Raw genomic sequence first — 18341 nt, forward strand, 5'->3', positions numbered from 1 at the left:
GCTCAGACGTCGGTGAGTTCGCCCAGGCCGATGGTGCGGAGCGTGTGGTCGGCCATCTGCCGGTGGCCGACGGCGTTGGGGTGCGCGGGGTCGTCGAGCCACGGGATGGGGTCGCTGTCGGGGAAGCGGGCCAGCCAGTACGCCGCGTGGTCCACCAGCAGGGCACCGGTCTGCACGGCGATCTCACGCACGGCCTGGCAGTAGGCGGGCAGTTCGGCCCGGGCGGCGCGCCCGGCCAGGCTGACCAGGACGGGCGTGTGCAGCACGATCTGTGCGCCGCTGGTCCTGGCGATGATCGCGCTCATCGAGTCGCGGAACTCGGCGAGGCCGTCCAGCCCGGCGCGGGCGTCGTTGGTGCCCAGCGAGATGGACAGCACGTCGGGATTGAACCGGCCGATCAGGTGGTCGTACGCGGCCAGCACGTCCCTGGCGCGCCAGGCGGACACGCCGGTGTTGACGACGACGTCGGTCAGCCGGTCCAGCTGCCAGCGGACGCGCTCGTGGACGTGCTCCACCCACCCCCGCGCACCGTGGGTGTGCAGGACGGCCTGGGTGATGCTGTCACCGGTCATCACCCAGGTCATCGGCTCGCCGGTGAGTTCGACCATGTGACTGTCCCCCTGGGAGTTCCGTGTCCGACGGCGACGTTCTGCCGCGCCGCGAGAAGTTGATCATACGTATCCGCTGCTCCGGTAGTGAGCCGCCGCCTCCGCCCCACCTGGCGCTCGTCCCCGGTCGGCTCGTACCTGACCATGCGTCAGGAAGCGCTCGCTCCCTCGCTCGATCGGCGCCCACCGGAAGCGCTCCGCCCAGCGCGGTGCCAGCGTTGTCGCTGTGCGCCCGCACGCGTGGCGGTCCGCCGAGCCGCACCGGCTGCGGCCGCCCGTGCCCGCCCCGGTGCTCGCCGCCGGACCCGTTCAGCCGGACCCGTCCAGGGGGCTGATGACGGGGCGAGGCCACCGGACACCGAAGCTGAGGAGAGGTTCGCTCTTGGACACACGACGACGGCCCCGCGGACGCGGCAACGGGCGCGCGACCGGGCGAGGCGCCGCAGCCGGCGCGCGGCCGCTTCTGCGGTCCCTGGACAGCCCCAACTTCCGACTTCTCGCCATCGGCCAGCTGGCCTCCAACACCGGCACCTGGATGCAGAAGGTGGCCCAGGACTGGCTGGTCCTGAAGCTCTCCCACGGTGACGGTACGGCGCTGGGCATCACCACCGCCCTGCAGTTCCTGCCGCTCCTGCTCCTCGGACCGTGCGGCGGGGTCCTGGTGGACCGGTGCCCCAAGCGGCCGATCCTGGTGGCGGTCCAGGCAGCCCTGTGCGTCCTGGCGCTGATCCCCGGGTTCCTGGCGGTGACCGGCACCGCGACGCTGGGGTCCGTCTACCTGCTGGCCCTGGTGCTGGGCCTGACGACGGTGGTCGAGAAGCCCGCCCTGCAAGCCTTCATCGCCGAGGCGGTCCCCCCGGCCGACCTGCTGAACGCCCTGGCCCTGAACAGCACGGCGCTCAACCTGGCCCGCATCGCCGGCCCCGCGCTGGCCGGCCCGGTCATCGCCGCCTTCGGCGTGGGACCCGCGTTCTTCCTCAACTCCGTCTCCTACGCCGTCGTGCTCGCCACCCTGCTGCTGATGGACACCGCCGCGCTGCGCACGCCGCCCGCCGCCGCCCGCGCCAAGGGCCTGGTACGCGCGGGACTGCGCTACGTGCGCGCCGATCCCGATCTCGGCCTCACCCTCACCCTCGTCGCCTTCATCGGCGCGTTCGGCATGAACTTCCCCATCACCACCGCGCTGATGGCCACCCGGGTCTTCCACGCCCGGGCCGCCACCTTCGGACTCGGCGCCACGGCTCTGGCGGTCGGCGCGGTGGCCGGCTCGCTGCTCGCCGCCCACTACGGCCGCTGCGGACCGCGCTACCTGGCCGCCACCGCCCTCGCCTTCGGGCTGTCGGAAACAGGCGCCAGCCTGACCACCAGCTACCCGGCCTTCCTGCTCATGCTGGTGCCGACGGGAACGGCGCTGCTGCTCGTCATGATCGCCGCGAAGGCCCGGATCCAGCTGGGCGTGGCCGACGAGATGCGCGGCCGCGTGACGAGCCTCTACATGGTCGCCTCGCTCGGCACCACCCCCCTGGTCGCACCCCTCATCGGCTGGATCTCGCAGGAAGCCAGCCCCCGGGCCGGACTGGCTCTGGGCGGGATCGCGTCAGCGGGGGCCGCCATGGCGATCGGTCTGCTGTACCGGCGCCTGCCGGCGGTCCGGCCGCCACTGACCTCGGGTGCGCTGCGGCCGGTCTGAGCACCGCTGCACGCGTACGAGGCACTCCTGCTCGCCGGGTGAGCAGGGTGAGCCGCCCCGGTCGCACCGCCGCGCCGCCGCACTGCCGCACTGCCGCACTGCCGCACTGCCGCACTGCCGCACTGCCGCACTGCCGACAGCGAAACAGCCAGACTCATGGGGAAACTGACGATCCGTCATATCGTCGAAGGCGACGGCGGCGGGCAGGAGTGAGTATCAGGAGCCGATCGGATCAATCCGTGACGGGCAGGCACTCGGCGAGCAGAGCGACGACGTCACGCCAGGCTCGCTGTGCGTGCCGTGGGTGGTAGCCGACGCCGGGACGCACGGTGTGGTCGACCGCTGGATGGTGGAAGGCGTGAAGGGCGCCGCCGTAGACCACGAGGCGCCAGTCGACGCCCGCGGCCTGCATCTCTGCGGTGAACGCGTCCCGTTGGGCGGGCGCCATGATCGGGTCTTCCGACCCGACCCCGGCCCATACCGGGCAGCGGATGCGCGCCGCCTCGCCCGGTCGGCCCGTGATCAGCCCGTTGACTGTCGCGATCGCGCGCAGGTTGACGCCGGCGCGCCCGAGTTCCAGCGCGATGGCGCCCCCGGTGCCGTAGCCGACGGCGGCTATCCGGTCGGGGTCGGTTCGCGGTTCGGTGCGCAACACGTCGAGCGCCGCGTGGCCGATGCCTCGCATCCGGTCGGGGTCGGCGAGCAGCGGCATGCAGCGGGCCAGCATCTCCTCGGGGTCCCCCAGATAGCGCCCACCGTGAAGGTCGAAGGCCAGCGTTACATATCCCAGCTCGGCGAGAGCGTCGGCCCTGCGGCGCTCGACGTCGCTGAGCCCCGTGCCCTCTGGCCCGAGCAGCACCGCGGGCCGGCGGTCGGCACCGGCCGGGAGCGCGAGGTGGCCGATCATCGTCAAACCGTCGGCCGGATACTCGACCGTACGCGTCGTAATCGTCGTCATGAGTCTGGACGGTAATGACCGTTGCGCCCGCTCGGGGTGGTGTTCACCGATGGCAGACAGCAGTCTGTCCCGACTACAACACCCGGACGCGTCGCCCTCCTGTCGGCAAACGATCGTCTGACGACAGGAGGGCGACGCGTCCGATGAACCCGCTCAATCCGGGGGTTCGCGGCGGCTCGAATCCATTCGGATCCGATGGTGATTGCTGACAGGGTTTGACGACAGATAGGGTCCGGTCCTCCGTACGGAAGGGGCCCTCGGCGGCGAACCTGGTCTACAAGCGGGTCTCGACCGACCAGCAGTCCACCGCCCGCCAGGACCTCGTCCTGGACGAGGCCGGGATCGAGGACCCGGTCGTCTTCGAGGAAGACCCCGGCACCTCCAGCCACCTCCATCCGCTCCAACGCCCGAAGTTCCGCTAACTGCTCACCTACGCGCGGCCCGGCGACACCGTGCACATCTCCGAGATGTTCCGCCTCGTACGCGGCACCGGCCACATCCTCGACGTACTCGACGTCCTCCACCGCGACCGCCTGGCCCTGCGCACCCACGACGGAGCGTTCCCCGCGATGGACCTCACCGCCCGCCACCCACACACAGGCGAGTTGCTGTCCACCGTGAAGTTCATGGTGCAGACCCTCACCGCCGCCGGCGAACTCCAGCGCGAACTCCAGCGCGAGCTGACCTACGACGGACTGCGCGCCGCCGAGGCCAAGGGCAGCAAGGGCGGCCGCCGCCCCGCCGTGACGGCCGAAACAACCGACGCCGTGCGCACCGCGTATGTCGAGTGGCCGGGTGCTTTCCGCGGCGGGAGACCCGCTCGACGTTCCGCGAGCTGACCGAAGGCCTGCTCATGGAGTTGGAGGGCGTGAACTGCTGGACCCTCGCGGAGGCGATCGGGCACAGCGGGCCGCACCGGCTCCAGCATCTGCTGTCCCGCGCGAGCTGGGACGACCGGCAGGTCCTGGACCAGGCTGCCGCCTGGGCGGTGGCGTCGCTGGACGACGGTGAAGCGATACTGATCGCGGACGAGACCGGGGACGCGAAGTCCTCCACCGACGCGGTCGGCGCCGGCAACCAGTGCTACGGCTCCCTCGGCGGCGTCGGGGTGTGCCAGGTCGCGGTCCATCTCTCCTTCGCCAGCACTCTCGGGCACACGGTCATCGACCGCGCCCTGTACCTGCCCCAGGGCTGGGTCGCGGACGAGGAACGCCGCGAACTGACCGGCGTCCCCGAAGAGCTGGTCTTCGCGACCAAGCCCGAACTCGCCGCCGCGATGCTCACCCGCGCCGTGACCGAGAACCAGGTCAAGGCCGGGTTCTTCGCCGCCGACGAGGTCTACGGCAGCCGCCACGTGCGGCGCACCTGCCGCGCCCTCGGGCTCGGGTACGCGATCGCGGTCCGCTCCAACCACAAGGTCACCACCCCCGGTGGGGCCATGACCTGCAAGGACGCGTTACGGCTGATCCCGGAGCGAGCCTGGCAGCGGATGCGGACCGGGCACCGGGACCGAGGGCGCCCGCGACTACGACTGGGCCATGCTGGAGGTGGTCGCCGACGACACGCCCGACGGCCAGGACGACGCCGGGGTCTCGGTCCTGCTGGCCCGCCGCCACCGCTACACCGGCACCGTCTCGTTCTTCCGCTGCTGGTCACCGGCCCCGGCCCCGCTGGCGAGACTCGTGTGGGTGGTGTGCCGCAGGTGGCGGATCGAGGAGGACTTCCAGACCGCGAAGAACACCACCGGCCCCCGGTTGGCTGCCACGACCGTCACTCAATAAACAATGCATACAAAGACAGTTACTCCGTGTACATATTACGTCGATTGGTCGATTTGCACACCGTGCGGAAATGTGGGGTGATGGAGTGACGACGGTGGACAAAGCGGGCTCCTCATCCGGTCCGCCAGGTCATCGACCATGCCCAGGGATGCCGGCCGACGGCTTCGACCCCACACTGCCCCGACCTCACCAACGTGGCGGGAGAGGAAGACCATCATGACGACGATCGATATCGCGGTAACAAAGCGCTTCATCGCGGAGCTGGAACTCGCCGAAACGCCTCCCGCCGTCGCGGAACTGCCCTACGTTCCGATCGCGTTGACGACGGAAAAGTCGGCATCGGTCGCCGACGGAAGTGTCGTCTGCTTCACCGACGGGCTGAGTGTCCAGCACAAGCAGGATGTGCTCAACTCCACTCTGCTGGCCCAGCTCGCCGCGAATAAGAAGTACGACAGGGAGAAGCAGACCAAAGAATGGTATGCCTACTACAGGTCCGTTCTGGAGCAGGTCGGATGGGTCGTATCGGAGTGGCACTTCACGCGCTACCAGGCGGCGGCAGCAGCTTTTCAGGTGGACACGGTGGTCCTGCAGATTCTCACGGCCGTCGCGACCGGGAATGAAATAGCGCTGGCTATTGCCGTGATGGAGGCCCTGAAGCAGAACAGCGAAAGCCGCGCCAGTAAGCTGTTCGACCAGCAGAGCCACACAGCGTCAGACGGCTCGTTCCAGATTAGTTGCGCCTCCGGTGACGGCGAAAACGTGTCCATGGCGCTTGGTGCGTTCAGCTTTTCCACGACGACCAAGGTGACCAAGATCTTTTGGACGGAATTCAATTCCAGCCAAACGGACATGTACAAGGGCGGACAGAATGTCGTCCTGAATGAGCAGGTGTATTCTACGGTCCGCGAGGACGTCATTAAGAAGCTCGGCGACAAGGCCAAAGAGTTGGTCGCCGGCATCGAGATCTAAGACTCCTGCGCAGGAGCAGACCGCTGTTCACACATGCCCGGGCACGAAGGTACGCCACCCGCGCGCCCGGGCACAGTGACAAAGCAGCCTCCTTCATCGCCGATCTGGAGATCTGAAGGCCGGTCGGCGGCGGACGGCATCGGATACGTGCTGGCCTTCCGCCGACGCCCCGAATCGAGAGGCGCCCCCAAGGAGCCAGGCATGGCAATCGCGCGAGACGAGGAACGCGTCCGGCGCATGGTGCAGACACTCGACCGCCACCAGGCAGAGCTACTCGGCAGGAGAGGATGCACGGGGGTGGCCGTCGCCAGGAAGGAGGTGGGAGGAAGAACGACGGATACGCTTTCGATCACCGTGTACGTGCGGAACAAGCGTGCTGACCTATCAGTCGAAGAGCTGATCCCGCCAATGATCGGCGGCTTCCCCACGGACGTGGTCGAGGAGGACGAGCGGAGGTTCGAACTACTGGGAACCGACCCGTTCGCCCAGCACGATCCCCTGTTCGGCGGCATAGCAATTGCCGCGTGGGAGCTGCCGAAGGACTACGGGTCGCTCGGATGTTTCATCCGCACGACGGGCCGCCCCAATGAGGGCATAGACGCGGGTGATTACCTCCTCACCTGCCGACATGTTCTCGTCGGTGCAGTGCATAATGACCACCGAGTGATACAGCCGAACTATGACGGCAATGAACCCCCTGAAAAGTATTTCTGTGGCAACTATGTGGCAGGCTATCAGAACGCGGCCAACGACTGCGCCATAGTCAGGGTTACCTGGCGCTCCTTCGAAAATAAAGTACCCAACTATCCGTGGTGGCCGGGATTTCGATCCATCAAAGGCGTGGGTATGGCCGTCCCCGGTGACGCAGTCTACAAGTACGGCGCGACGACAAAATTCACCAAGGGTGTGGTGGACTGCATCGATTACACGTCACCGGAGGGCACGCGCACGCATGTGATCCTCATCCGGGGCACCGACGACGTATGGATTGCCGAGGGCGATTCCGGCTCGGTCGCCATACGGCAAGATGACGACTTCGTCGTCGCACTGAACTTTGGGGGAGATCCCGACCATATCATTTCCCCCGTCAGTCCTGTGACGTACAGCTACGGCTACAGCTACGATATCCAGGGACAGATGGACAACTTCGCCGCGACAGGTGGTCGCGTCGGCCTCGCCCCGTGAGCCCCGGCCTCCTGGTATTCGACTCCGGGTCATAACACGACGTGCATTTGCGGGGGCTCACACAGATAATGGAGCCCGAAACCGCGCAGCCTTGCCCATTCAATCCCGGGCTGGCACACCGGTCCCGTCACCACATGAACAGGAATCCTGGAACCCGCGCGCTTCCCGGCAGCAATTCTTCGATGTGTTCCTCGGCGGTAATTCAGCCCAGCCGGCGTTGAAGGAGTAGTACCGGCCCTCCCAGTCCGGGCTCAAGATCGCATCGAGCATCGCCAGTGAGCGGCACAGGTTCCGCAGGTCAGCGATGGAAGGGAGCCGGCGAGCTACGTCATAGGCAGTCACGTGCTCATCCAACCGGATGCCCCTGACACCCAGAATCTCCCCCCAAGGCTGTCACGCTCAGTAGCAATGCCGGAACGAACGATGTCGTCGAGGCGGCCCAGCCGATGATCGCCAAGGCCGCGAAGCAGTTGCGGGACAAGTCCTCGCCCGACAGGGCGCGGGTGGTGTTCATCGTGTCCCACTTTCTTGACCGGCCCTACGTGGAATGTCTCGACCTGGCGATTACGCACGCCTTGGCTGCCCCGACGCTGCCAGACGAGATCGACGCCGTATGGGTGTTCTTCGCGCCCACGCACCTGGTGGTGTGGTCGACTGTCGAGCAGCGCTGGACGCAGCTTCGTCTCGGCAGCAGCTCTGAGGAAGACGGGACAGTCCCAGAGATCGCCTTCGGGATGGAGTTGCTGCAGCACTACGAGGGGCTGTTCCTGGAGCGGGCGGGAATCGACGGGCCCTCGCTCTTCTACTACGGACTCGGGATTGGTGAGCCCGGATCCACGGTAGACGCAGAGTGAAGGCGGCCCGCATCCATCGGGCATACGCGACACCTCAACATGCGAGCCCACCAGTCCCGAGGCCGGTGTCAGGCCGGCACCAGGAACGCCAGGAACCTCGCGCGCAGCGCGAGCTGGATCGCCGCGATGATCGAGAGGTCGATCACCGTGTTGAACCAGAACCCGCGCGCCCCGAACGCGAACGGCACCAGGAAGACGAAGAAGCTCTGCGCGACGTAGACGTACAGCGAGCTTCGGCCGAACGGCAGCAGGACCTTCCCGGCGGTGCGCGCGATCGGCTCCTCGAACCTGCGGATCAGCAGGTACGTGCCGGCGAAGCTCACCGGCGCCACCAGGGGGCGCAGCAGGCCGAGCCGGTTGTTCTGGAACAGGCTGTCGTAGCCGGCCGAGGAGGCCAGGTCGGGGTGGTAGAGCAGGACCGTGCCGACGGCGTAGAGCAGCAGGGCGGCCACGATCAGCCCCGTGCGCAGGACTCGCCAGGTTCCCGGTGGCATCCGCGTCGGCAGGCGCCGCAGGTCGTCCCAGTGGTAGCCGGCGGTCATGCCCAGGAAGAAGTACACGCCCCACTGCAGGAACGGGCTGCCGGAGCCGGTGTCGTAGCACGAGGGCAGCACGAACCCGGCGTAGGCCGCCAGCAGCACCAGCGCTGCCAGTCGGCGCGAGAGGAGCCACACCGCCAGCGGCGCGAGCAGGAACATCGGGACGTAGAAGGTCAGGAAGTCCGCCCAGCCGTAGGTGTAGCGCAGCGTCAGCGCGTTCACCACGAGGGCGAGCGGCGTGGAGTGGTCGTCGAGGCCGACCTTGACCTGCGGCCTGCCGTGCGCCACCGCCAAGCGGCCGACGCAGGAGAACAGCAGCGTGAGGCTGACCGCGACCACGTAGAGTCTTCCGGCCCGCTGCCACGAGTTGCGTACCACCCGTGCCATCCCGTGCCGTTCCAGGTCGCGGCGGCGCAGCATGCCCACCAGCAGCCCGGAGATCATGAAGAAGCCCTCGGCCTCGGACGTGAGCAGTCCGCCGTGACCGTCGAACAGGCCGAGCAGCGAGGGAAGGTAGCCGAGGTGGATCGCGGCGAGCACGCCGACGTAGTAGCCGCGCATCAGGTCCAGCGTGACCACTCGCTCGCGTTTCGGGGCACCGCCGGCCGGCCTGGCTCCGCTGCGGACGCGGGCCGTGACGCCGGCGGTGGGCGCGGTGGGCAGGAGCAGGGACGTCATACCGATCAGTTCGCCGGATCCGTCTGTGAACCGGCTGAACCGACCTTCAGAGCTGCCTTAGTTCGCCGGGGCCGGCCTCCGGTGGCCGGCCCCGGCTCAACTCTTCCGACGGACCTCAGCCCGCCGGTACCGCAGTGGTGTTCGGCGTCGCAGCGCCCACCGAGCGGGTGATGATCGGCCATTCGCTGTGGTACTGCTTGAACGGCAGGTCCTTCTCGAGCAGCGGGGTGCCCAGGATGGCGATCCGCCCCAGCACGGCTCCGTTCACGTCGAGACCGCCGTAGAGGCCGGCCGTGCCGGTGACGGTGGGAGTGGCGCCGCTGCTGTCGATACTGGCCTCGCCGTTCACCGCCGCCCGCAGGTAGGGCTCGATGGTGGCCTTCACGCCCAGGCTGTCGTAGAGCGCGACGGAGCCGTCCGCGACCAGCCCGCTGCGCACGTCGGCGCTGCCCGTGAACGTGGCCCTGACCGGGGAGATCTTGGTGGTGACGGGTTCGGTCGCCGAGGTCCAGCCGGCTGCCTTGGTGTAGTCGGCGTGGATGCCCCAGTCGCCGTCGATCTGCTGCGTGGTGTCGACGGTGACGGTGCCGTCGGCACTGACCTCGGCGTAGACGGTGAGGTTGAGGGTGATCACCACGGGCACCTGGCCGACCATGATCGTGGGCGTGGCGGTGAGGGTGGCGATCGGGATCTTCACCTGGCCGGTGGAGCCGGAGAGGCTCGCGGTGAGGTGCCAGTTGGCGTGCGCGCCGAGGTCGAAGCCGACCCTGGCCTGGTCGGCGCCGAGCATGCCGGTGGTGCCGTGGTAGGAGAAGGCGACGCTGGGGTCGAGCTCCAGCGAGCCGCTGAGCGTGGCCGTGGAGCCGCCGGGCAGCGGAATGCTGTCGTTGGCGTCCAGTTCCAGGGCGGCCGAAGCGGAGCCGTTGCCGCCGTCGGGGTTCGGGACGTAGGAGGCCTTGAGGTCCTTGAGCTTCGGGGTGATCTGGATCTTGTGCGGGTCGAGGGCGCTCTTGATGTCGGCCCAGGTCTGACCGAGCAGTTCGGAGATGGTGGCCGGGCGGGTGCCGGCCACCACCGTGCCGTCGGCGGCGGGCTTGACGTCCGTGACGGCGAGCAGCGCTCCGTGCGGGGCGGCGGCCGACGGCGGGCTGTCGATCAGCTGGCCGGGTCGGACGGCAGCGGTGGCCGCGGCCGAGGCGGCCGGGCTGGGGGTGCCGGGGCTGCCGGTACCGGGGCTGGGGGTGCCGGGGCTGGGGGTGCCGGTGCTGGTGTCGGCGACAGCGAGGACGGCCTTGCCGCTCTTCTGGTCGTAGGAGTCCAGCGTGAGGTCGGGAGTGCTGGCCGCGACGGGCGCCCGGGACGGGGCCGGGCCGGTCGGCGTCGCGTTCGGCCCGGTGGCGCCGGCAGCGGTCGGGCCGCTCGACGGTCCGGTCGACGGTCCGGTCGGCGACGCGCTCGCCGATCCGGCCGACGAGCCGGCCGGAGCCCGGTCGGCGGCCGGAGTCACCAGGGTCACCCGCTGGCTCCCCGAGGGGGTCGGCGAGTCGGACGTGCTCCCGTCGGGGGTGGCGGGTGCGGCCGGGGCGGCCGCGTTGGAGGGGTTGGCGGACTGGGCGGCCGGTGCGGTCGGGTCGCAGGCGCTGAGCGAGAGCACAACGGAGGCGGCGAGCGCGGGCAGCACGAGGGTGCGCACGGACATGCGGAGGGTCACCTTCGGCGAAAGGCGGACAGGGACGGCTGGCAGAGCATGAGATGCCATGGTCATGCCAGATCGAGCGGCGGCAAGCTCCACCGCGGGAAGACCGCGGTGGCTGCCGGCATCGTGAAGGGGTCGCGTGGATGGCGGCCGAAGTCCGCCGTCGGCCGAGCCCGCGCGGACGAGTCGTCCGCGCGGCCCCGCCTGCCGCCACCGGGGTGCCAGCAGGCAGGGTCCACCTGACTCCCCCTAAAACTAGAGCCAGTAGTTTTGCCTGGCGAGAACGTACACTAGGCCGCGTTCACCGCCCAACACCGGGGTGGACGAGCCCGGACAGCAGGAGGAGAGCGAGATGGGCAGACCGCCACGGCCGCTGCTGACCCGGGCCGGGATCATGGAAGCCGCGCTCGCGCTGGTCGACGAGGAGGGCGCCGAAGCCCTGTCGACCACCCGGCTCGCGGCCCGGCTGGGCGTCAAGGGCCCGTCCCTCTACAACTACGTCGCCAGCCGCGCCGAGATCGTCGACGGGATCAGCGAACTCCTCGTCGTGGAGATGGATCTCGACCCGGCCATCCGCCCCTGGACCGCCGCGCTCGACAGCTGGGCACGCGCCTACCGCGCCACCTTCGCCGCCCACCCGAACATGGTCCCCCTGCTGGTGACGCGACCGACGCAGTCCATCGCCGCACTCCAGAGCTACGCCAACACCTTCGCCGTGCTGCGCGAGGCGGGCTGGCCGGAGGACCGCCTGGCGCCGATCGTCCAGTGCCTGGAGTACTTCCTCGCCGGCGCGGCCCTCGACTTCGGCCTGCCGCAGACGGTACCGCTGCCGAACCAGGGCGTGCCGCCCGGCCCGGACCCGACCCCCGGCGGCCCGTCCCAGCTCAGCGACCTGGCCTTCGAAACCGGCCTCACCATCCTGATCCGCGGCTTCGAGGAGACCCTGAACAGCCTGCGGACCCCGCATCAGCACTGACCCCCCACCGGGTTCGCGAGAACGGCCAGCTCGCCTGCGCGGGAGGCCGTCAGCGACCAAGGTGAAATGGCGCCGCGCCCGAGGAATCCTGGAACCAACGGAGACCCGAAGCGAGATGGTCAACCATGGACACGTCAGCGACCGGCGGCGGTCATCCTGCCGGAACCTTCGCCCCGGGGGCGGCCGTGGCCCTGGCGGCCGGGGACGGAGCGCTGACCGGCTGGAGTCCGGGCGCCCAGCAACTGCTCGGGTACTCGGCCTCCGAAGCCGTGGGCCGGGCCGCGACGGAGCTGCTCGCCTCCCCGCTCCCGGCGTCCGCCCACGGACGGCTGGCCGACCACGAAGGCTGGACCGGCGGCGTGGTCCTGCGCGATCGCGACGGACGGCCGGTGCGGTGCCGGCTGGCCGTGCGTTCGCTGGTCGACGGTGACGGGCGGGTCGACTGGCTGCTCCAGGCCGCCCCGCTGCCGCACGGGGAGAGCGACGACGACCAGCTGCTCCCCCTGTCGTTCGACCAGTCCCCGTTCGCCCTGGCGATCTACGACACCGAGGGGCGGTTCCTGCACGTCAACGAGGCCATGGCGGAGCAGCTCGGCGCCTCCCAGCAGGAGGTCCGCGGGCTTCGGATCACCGAGCACCTGTCGGATCCGCTGTTCGAGGGCCCGCAGCGCAGCGTCGAGCGGGTGGCGGCGACCGGAGAGCCGGAGCAGCTCGAGAACTACCTGCGGGTGCCGGGCGAGGCCCGCGCGCATGCCTGGATCACCCACTTCACCCCGCTCAAGGACCCGGCCGGGCTGGTCCGCGGTGTGCAGCTGGCCGCGCTCGACTTCTCCGAGCAGCAGGCGTCCCGGGAACGCCTGGCGCTGCTCAACGAGGCCAGCAGGCGGATCGGCAGCAGCCTGGACGTGGTCCGCACCGCCCAGGAGCTGGCCGACGTGGCCGTTCCCGCCTGCGCGGACTTCGTCTCGGTCGACCTGCTCGACGCCGTGCTGGAGGGGGACGAGCCCGCACCGATCCCGACCGGCGGGCCGCTGGTCCTGCGGCGGGTGGCCGTCCGCTCGGACCGGCCGGGCGTCGTCGCGGCCGGCCAGCCGGCCACCTACCCGGCCCGCTCCCCCAATGCCCGCTGCCTGGCCGCCGGCCGCGCCATCGCCCACCGGATGACCGATCCCGAGATCGCCCAGTGGCTGGCCGAGGACCCGGACCGGGCCGCCTGGGTGCGCCGGCACCACCCGCATTCGCTGCTCACGGCGCCACTGCGGGCACGCGGCACGAACCTCGGCGTCGTCCTCTTCACCCGGCTGGACCCCAACGCCGCACCGTACGGGCCGGACGACCTGCGGGTCGCCGAGGAACTGGCGGCCCGCGCCGCGGTCTGCATCGACAACGCCCGCCGCTACACGCGTGAGCACACCGCCGCCCTGGCCCTCCAGCAGAGCCTGCTGCCGCGGGGGACGCCCGAGCAGACCGCCGTCGACGTCGCGGGCCGCTACCTGCCCGCCGGCTCGCAGGCGGGCGTCGGCGGTGACTGGTTCGACGTGATCCCGCTCTCCGGAGCCCGGGTCGCCCTCGTCGTCGGCGACATCGTCGGCCACGGCATCCACGCCTCCGCCGCCATGGGTCGCCTGCGCACGGCCGTGCGCACCCTCGCCGACGTCGACCTGGCCCCGGACGAGCTGCTCGCGCACCTGGACGACCTGGTCATCCGACTCGGCACCGGGCAGGAGTGCGCGGACGTACCACCGGGAGAGCTCGGAGCCACCTGCCTGTACGCGGTCTACGACCCCGTCTCCCGCCGGTGCTCGCTCGCCGACGCCGGCCACCCGTGGCCCGCGCTGGTCACCCCCGACGGCACCGTGGACTTCATCGAACTGCCCACCGGCCCACCGCTGGGCCTGGGTGGGCTGCCCTTCGAGTGCGTCGAAACCGAGCTCCCCGAAGGCAGCCTCCTCGCGCTGTACACCGACGGCCTGATCGAAGCCCGCGGTCGCGACGTCGACACCGGCCTGAGCACCCTGCGCACGGCCCTGGCCACGGCTGCCGGCCCCTCGCTCGACACCATCTGCGACACCGTCCTGGCGGAGCTGCTCGACGCGCGGCCCACCGACGACGTCGCCCTGCTCATCGCCCGCACCCGTGCCCTGGACATCGCCCACGTCGCCCGCTGGGACGTCCCCGCCGATCCGGCCGTCGTCGCCGAGATCCGCGCGAAGGCGACCGCGCAGCTCCACGCGTGGGAGCTGGACGAGCTGGCCTTCGTCACCGAACTCACGGTCAGCGAGCTGGTGACCAACGCGATCCGGTACGCCGCCCCGCCCATCCAGCTACGGCTCATCAAGGACCGGACGCTGATCTGCGAGGTCTCCGACGCCAGCAGCACCGCGCCGCACCTGCGCCGCGCCCGCATCTTCGACGAGGGCGGACGCGGCCTGCTGCTGGTCGCCCAGCTCACCGAACGCTGGGGCACCCGGCACAGCGGCACCGGCAAGACCATCTGGGCCGAGCAGCCGCTGCCCCGCCTGCCCCGGCTCTGACCAGGCCCTGGCTCACGCCCGAAGCCGGGCTCGGCGGGGCGGCGGGTCCGGGCGCACTACAGCGGGCGCGTCGCTGTCCGGTCAGCCGCGCTCGACCGCGGTCTCGTCCGGGGTGGGCGGGCTGATGATCCACAGCACCTCGGTGGTGCCGGCCGCGGTGTTCACCAGGCGGTGCGGCACCGAGGTGGCGTACTCGATGCTGTCCCCGGTGCGCAGCACGTACTTCTCGTCGTCGAGCTCCAGGCTGACCTCGCCGTTGAGGACGAGCAGGATCTCCTGGGCGTCGCCGTGGGTGTAGGCGCCGTCGCCGGTGCTGGCCCCGGGCTCGAAGTCGGCGCTGTAGACCTCCAGATGCCGCAGCGGCGGCTGCGCGATCATGAACTTCCGCGAGCCGGCCTGGACTCCCACCTCGGGTCGGTCCTCGCGTCGCAGGACCTGGTGCCGCACCGGCGCACGGGTCTCGAAGAGGTCGGCGACCGCGATGCCGAGCGCGAGGGCGATCCGGCGCAGCGAGCTGACGCTGGCCTCGGTGCGCCCGTTCTCGAGCTGGCTGAGGAAGCTCGGGCTGACTCCGGCCGCCTCGCCCAGCGCGCGCAGCGTCAGCCGGCGCATCTGGCGGTAGTCGCGCACCCGGGCGCCGACGTGCGAGTCGCCGCCGTGCGTCGAGCGGGCGCCCTTGCCCCCGGGCTTCTCCTTGGGCTCGTCCTCGGGCTTGTCCTTGGCGGACTTCCCCCCGGATGAACGCATCCTGACCACCGTCCTCTGCCGTCGAGCCGCCTGCCCGATGAAGTCTAGGCCCGGGGGCGTTGACCTGGGTACATGTGACTCTTGCCACCACTGAACACCGATGATAGCTTCACTGAACAAGCTGTTCAATCAAGCTTTACGATCTTCGAGAGGCGATCCCATGCGGATTCTTCTGGTCGGCGCCGGCGGTGTGGGTTCGGCGGTCGTGGCGATCGCCGCCCGCAGGGACTTCTTCGAGCACCTGGTGGTCGCGGACTACGACCTCGCGCGGGCCGAGCGGGCGGTGGCGGCGGTGGCGGACAGCCGGTTCTCGGCGGTTCGCGTCGACGCCGCCGACCCGGCGGCCGTGCGGGCCCTGCTCACCGAGTGGCGGTGCGACGTGCTGCTGAACGCCACCGATCCGCGCTTCGTCCCGCCGCTCTTCGCGGCGGCGCTGGCCGGCGACGCAAACTACCTGGACATGGCGATGTCGCTCTCCACGCCGCACCCCGAGCAGCCGTACCAGCTGACCGGGGTCAAGCTTGGCGACGCGCAGTTCGAGCAGCAGGCCGACTGGGCCGCCAAGGGCCGGCTCGCGCTGGTCGGCATCGGCGTCGAGCCGGGCCTGTCGGACGTCTTCGCGCGCTACGCGGCCGACGAACTGTTCGACGAGATCGAGGAGATCGGCGTCCGGGACGGCGCCAACCTGACGGTCGACGGCTACGACTTCGCGCCCTCGTTCTCGATCTGGACCACCATCGAGGAGTGCCTGAACCCGCCGGTGGTCTTCGAGAAGGACCGCGGCTGGTACACCACCGAGCCGTTCACCGAGCCCGAGGTCTTCGACTTCCCCGAGGGCATCGGGCCGGTGGAGTGCGTGAACGTCGAGCACGAGGAGGTGCTGCTGATCCCGCGCTGGGTCGACGCGGGCCGGGTCACCTTCAAGTACGGCCTGGGCGAGGAGTTCATCAGCGTCCTGCGGACCCTGCACAAGCTCGGCCTGGACCGCACCGCGCCGGTCACGGTGGCCAGCGACGCCGGACCGGTGAAGGTCTCGCCGCGCGACCTGGTCGCGGCCTGCCTGCCCGACCCGGCCACCCTCGGCGACCGGATGCGCGGCAAGACCTGCGCCGGCACCTGGGTCAGGGGCACCAAGGACGGCGCGCCGCGCGAGGTGTACCTCTACCACGTCGTCGACAACGAGTGGACAATGCGGGAGTACGGCTCGCAGGCCGTGGTCTGGCAGACGGCCATCAACCCGGTGGTCGCGCTGGAGTTGCTGGCCCGCGGCACCTGGAGCGGCTCCGGGATCCTGGGCCCCGAGGCACTGGCGCCGCGGCCGTTCCTCGACCTGCTGGTCGAGTACGGCTCCCCGTGGGGGCTGCGCGAGCAGGACCCGACCGTCCGCGGCTGAGCACCCGCCAGGACCCGGACCGGCGGCGGGCGACCCGGCCCGCCGCCCGGCGGACGACCCGCAGCAGCCGCCGCGCAGCGCGCGGCCGCGCCGCCCGCCGGTCACAGCATCGAGCAGCAGAGAACGGAAGCAGGTTTCCCGTGGGCACAGCCACCACCGCCAACGGCGGTGTCTCCTTCTGGTACTCCACCCTGGGCGTGCCGCAGCCCGGCCAACCGCTGGACGGCTCCACCGAGGTGGACGTCTGCGTGGTGGGCGGCGGCTACACCGGACTGTGGACCGCCTACTACCTGAAGAAGGCCGATCCGAGCCTCCGGATCGCCGTCCTGGAGCAGCGGTTCTGCGGCTACGGCGCCTCCGGCCGCAACGGCGGCTGGCTGTACGGCGGGTTCGCCGGGCGCGGCGCCTTCGCCCGCAGCCACGGCAAGGAGGCCGCGATCCGCATGCAGCGGGCGATGAACGCCTCGGTGGACGAGGTGATCAGGGTCGCCGCGGCTGAAGCCATCGAGGCCGGCATCGTCAAGGGCGGTGTCCTGGAGGTGGCCCGCAGCCGCCCCCAACTGGCGCGCCTGGAGGCCTTCGTCGCTGAGGAGCACGCCTTCGGCCAGCTCGAGCAGGTGCTGCTCTCGGCCGATGAGGCGGCCGAGCGGCTCGCGGTGGCCGGCACGCTGGCCGCCAGTTGGAGCCCGCACGGGGCCCGGATCCAGCCCGCGCTCCTGGTCCGGGGCCTGGCCGCGGTGGTGCGGGCGCTGGGTGTGCGGGTGTACGAGGGCACCGCGGTCACCGAGATCCGGCCGGCCGCGGCCGGCGCCCCGGCGCAGGCCGTCACCGCGCGGGGCACGGTCAGCGCCGCCTTCGTGCTGCGGGCCACCGAGGGCTTCGCCGCCGCGCTGCGCGGCCGGCGCCGGACCTGGCTGCCGATGAACTCGTCCATGATCGTCACCGAGCCGCTGCCGCCGTCCTTCTGGGCCGAGGTCGGCTGGCAGCGGTACGACACCCTGGGCGACCTGGCGCACGCCTACATGTACGCGCAGCGCACCGCCGACGACCGGATCGCCCTCGGCGGGCGCGGCGTGCCGTACCGCTTCGGCTCGCGCACCGACCACGACGGCGGCACCGCGCCCCGCACGGTGCGCCAACTGCGGGCGATCCTGGACGACTTCTTCCCGGCCGCCGCCGAGGTGGGGATCGCGCACGCCTGGTCCGGTGTGCTCGGCGTGCCACGCGACTGGTGCTGCACCGTCGAGTTGGATCCGCACTCGGGCCTGGGCTGGGCGGGCGGCTACGTCGGCAGCGGCGTGACCACCGCCAACCTGGCCGGCCGGACGCTGCGCGACCTGGTGCTGCGGGCGACCGGCGCGGGCGGCGGGACCGAACTGACCGCGCTGCCCTGGGTCGGCCACACCGTGCGCCGCTGGGAGCCCGAGCCGCTGCGCTGGCTCGGCGTGCACGGCATGTACGCCGCCTACCACGCGGCGGACCGCCAGGAGCGCGGCGGGCGGGCCACCACCTCGCCCATCGCCCGGGTCGCCGACCGGATCGCCGGGCGGCACTGAGACCCGGCCGTGCCCGCGGCGCCCCTTGTCGACACCTGAGGGCGGTGGTAGCTTCACCGAACACTGCGTTCAGTAGGTGTGAATTAATATTCACCGTCAGTGCAGACCGAGCGCGCCCATCCCGCGCCCCGGTGTGCCCCCACGTACCTCGCCCAGTGACAGCCGATCAGCTCCGTC

At 70.6% G+C, this 18341-nt stretch carries 15 protein-coding genes and 1 pseudogene; 11 read left to right on the forward strand and 5 right to left on the reverse strand.

The window, feature by feature from the left end:
• Nucleotides 1-2: 2 nt before the first annotated feature.
• A complete protein-coding gene (locus tag OG403_RS01375) occupies nucleotides 3-608 on the reverse strand; it encodes an SGNH/GDSL hydrolase family protein (protein WP_329560683.1) in 606 nt (201 codons plus the stop codon).
• Between the two features lie 382 nt (nucleotides 609-990).
• Here OG403_RS01375 and OG403_RS01380 point away from each other — a divergent pair, with 382 nt between their 5' ends.
• The gene (locus OG403_RS01380; RefSeq protein ID WP_329560684.1) at nucleotides 991-2298 is read left to right on the forward strand and encodes an MFS transporter; all 1308 of its coding nucleotides are present in this window, start codon (nucleotides 991-993) and stop codon (nucleotides 2296-2298) included.
• 232 nt (nucleotides 2299-2530) lie between these two features.
• Here OG403_RS01380 and OG403_RS01385 read toward each other — a convergent pair whose 3' ends face one another.
• Nucleotides 2531-3256: a dienelactone hydrolase family protein gene (locus OG403_RS01385; RefSeq protein ID WP_329560686.1), complete on the reverse strand. Its 726-nt coding sequence runs from the start codon at nucleotides 3254-3256 to the stop codon at nucleotides 2531-2533.
• A 215-nt stretch (nucleotides 3257-3471) separates the two neighbouring features.
• Between OG403_RS01385 and OG403_RS01390 the strand changes: the two genes are divergently transcribed.
• The 6 genes and pseudogenes from OG403_RS01390 to OG403_RS01415 all read left to right on the forward strand — a co-directional run bounded on the left by OG403_RS01390 (nucleotide 3472) and on the right by OG403_RS01415 (nucleotide 8045).
• On the forward strand, nucleotides 3472-3678 hold the full coding sequence (locus OG403_RS01390) for a hypothetical protein (RefSeq protein WP_329560688.1): 207 nt from the start codon (nucleotides 3472-3474) through the stop codon (nucleotides 3676-3678).
• 45 nt (nucleotides 3679-3723) lie between these two features.
• Nucleotides 3724-4095 (forward strand): hypothetical protein, encoded by a 372-nt coding sequence (locus OG403_RS01395; protein ID WP_329560689.1) that lies wholly within the window; start codon nucleotides 3724-3726, stop codon nucleotides 4093-4095.
• Nucleotides 4044-5004 (forward strand): annotated as a pseudogene (locus tag OG403_RS01400) (IS701 family transposase); the annotation flags it as partial. The gene OG403_RS01395 and the pseudogene OG403_RS01400, both read left to right, overlap by 52 nt.
• Before the next feature lie 249 nt (nucleotides 5005-5253).
• Complete coding sequence (locus OG403_RS01405; protein ID WP_329560692.1) at nucleotides 5254-6006, forward strand: hypothetical protein; 753 nt, start codon at nucleotides 5254-5256, stop codon at nucleotides 6004-6006.
• Between the two features lie 201 nt (nucleotides 6007-6207).
• Nucleotides 6208-7191 carry a hypothetical protein gene (locus OG403_RS01410; protein WP_329560694.1) on the forward strand — a complete coding sequence of 328 codons (984 nt, stop codon included), beginning with the start codon at nucleotides 6208-6210 and terminating at the stop codon, nucleotides 7189-7191.
• A gap of 446 nt (nucleotides 7192-7637) precedes the next feature.
• Nucleotides 7638-8045 (forward strand): hypothetical protein, encoded by a 408-nt coding sequence (locus tag OG403_RS01415; RefSeq protein ID WP_329560696.1) that lies wholly within the window; start codon nucleotides 7638-7640, stop codon nucleotides 8043-8045.
• 68 nt (nucleotides 8046-8113) lie between these two features.
• Here the strand turns inward: OG403_RS01415 and opgC are convergent, their stop codons facing one another.
• Both opgC and OG403_RS01425 read right to left on the reverse strand, forming a co-directional pair.
• Nucleotides 8114-9262: an OpgC domain-containing protein gene (gene opgC, locus OG403_RS01420; protein WP_329560698.1), complete on the reverse strand. Its 1149-nt coding sequence runs from the start codon at nucleotides 9260-9262 to the stop codon at nucleotides 8114-8116.
• Nucleotides 9263-9377: 115 nt separating this feature from the next.
• On the reverse strand, nucleotides 9378-10961 hold the full coding sequence (locus OG403_RS01425) for a hypothetical protein (RefSeq protein WP_329560700.1): 1584 nt from the start codon (nucleotides 10959-10961) through the stop codon (nucleotides 9378-9380).
• 349 nt (nucleotides 10962-11310) lie between these two features.
• Here OG403_RS01425 and OG403_RS01430 point away from each other — a divergent pair, with 349 nt between their 5' ends.
• On the forward strand, nucleotides 11311-11934 hold the full coding sequence (locus OG403_RS01430; RefSeq protein ID WP_329560701.1) for a TetR/AcrR family transcriptional regulator: 624 nt from the start codon (nucleotides 11311-11313) through the stop codon (nucleotides 11932-11934).
• A 125-nt stretch (nucleotides 11935-12059) separates the two neighbouring features.
• On the forward strand, nucleotides 12060-14468 hold the full coding sequence (locus OG403_RS01435; RefSeq protein ID WP_329560703.1) for a SpoIIE family protein phosphatase: 2409 nt from the start codon (nucleotides 12060-12062) through the stop codon (nucleotides 14466-14468).
• A gap of 81 nt (nucleotides 14469-14549) precedes the next feature.
• Here OG403_RS01435 and OG403_RS01440 read toward each other — a convergent pair whose 3' ends face one another.
• Nucleotides 14550-15215 carry a cupin domain-containing protein gene (locus OG403_RS01440; RefSeq protein ID WP_329560705.1) on the reverse strand — a complete coding sequence of 222 codons (666 nt, stop codon included), beginning with the start codon at nucleotides 15213-15215 and terminating at the stop codon, nucleotides 14550-14552.
• A 160-nt stretch (nucleotides 15216-15375) separates the two neighbouring features.
• On the opposite strand from OG403_RS01440, the gene OG403_RS01445 reads away from it, so the two are divergent.
• Entirely contained in the window at nucleotides 15376-16608 is a 1233-nt protein-coding gene (locus OG403_RS01445) for a saccharopine dehydrogenase family protein (RefSeq protein ID WP_329560707.1), read from the forward strand.
• A gap of 140 nt (nucleotides 16609-16748) precedes the next feature.
• A complete protein-coding gene (locus OG403_RS01450; RefSeq protein WP_329560709.1) occupies nucleotides 16749-18164 on the forward strand; it encodes an NAD(P)/FAD-dependent oxidoreductase in 1416 nt (471 codons plus the stop codon).
• Nucleotides 18165-18341 lie beyond the last annotated feature (177 nt).

Source organism: Kitasatospora sp. NBC_01266, from assembly GCF_036242395.1.
GTDB lineage: Bacteria > Actinomycetota > Actinomycetes > Streptomycetales > Streptomycetaceae > Kitasatospora.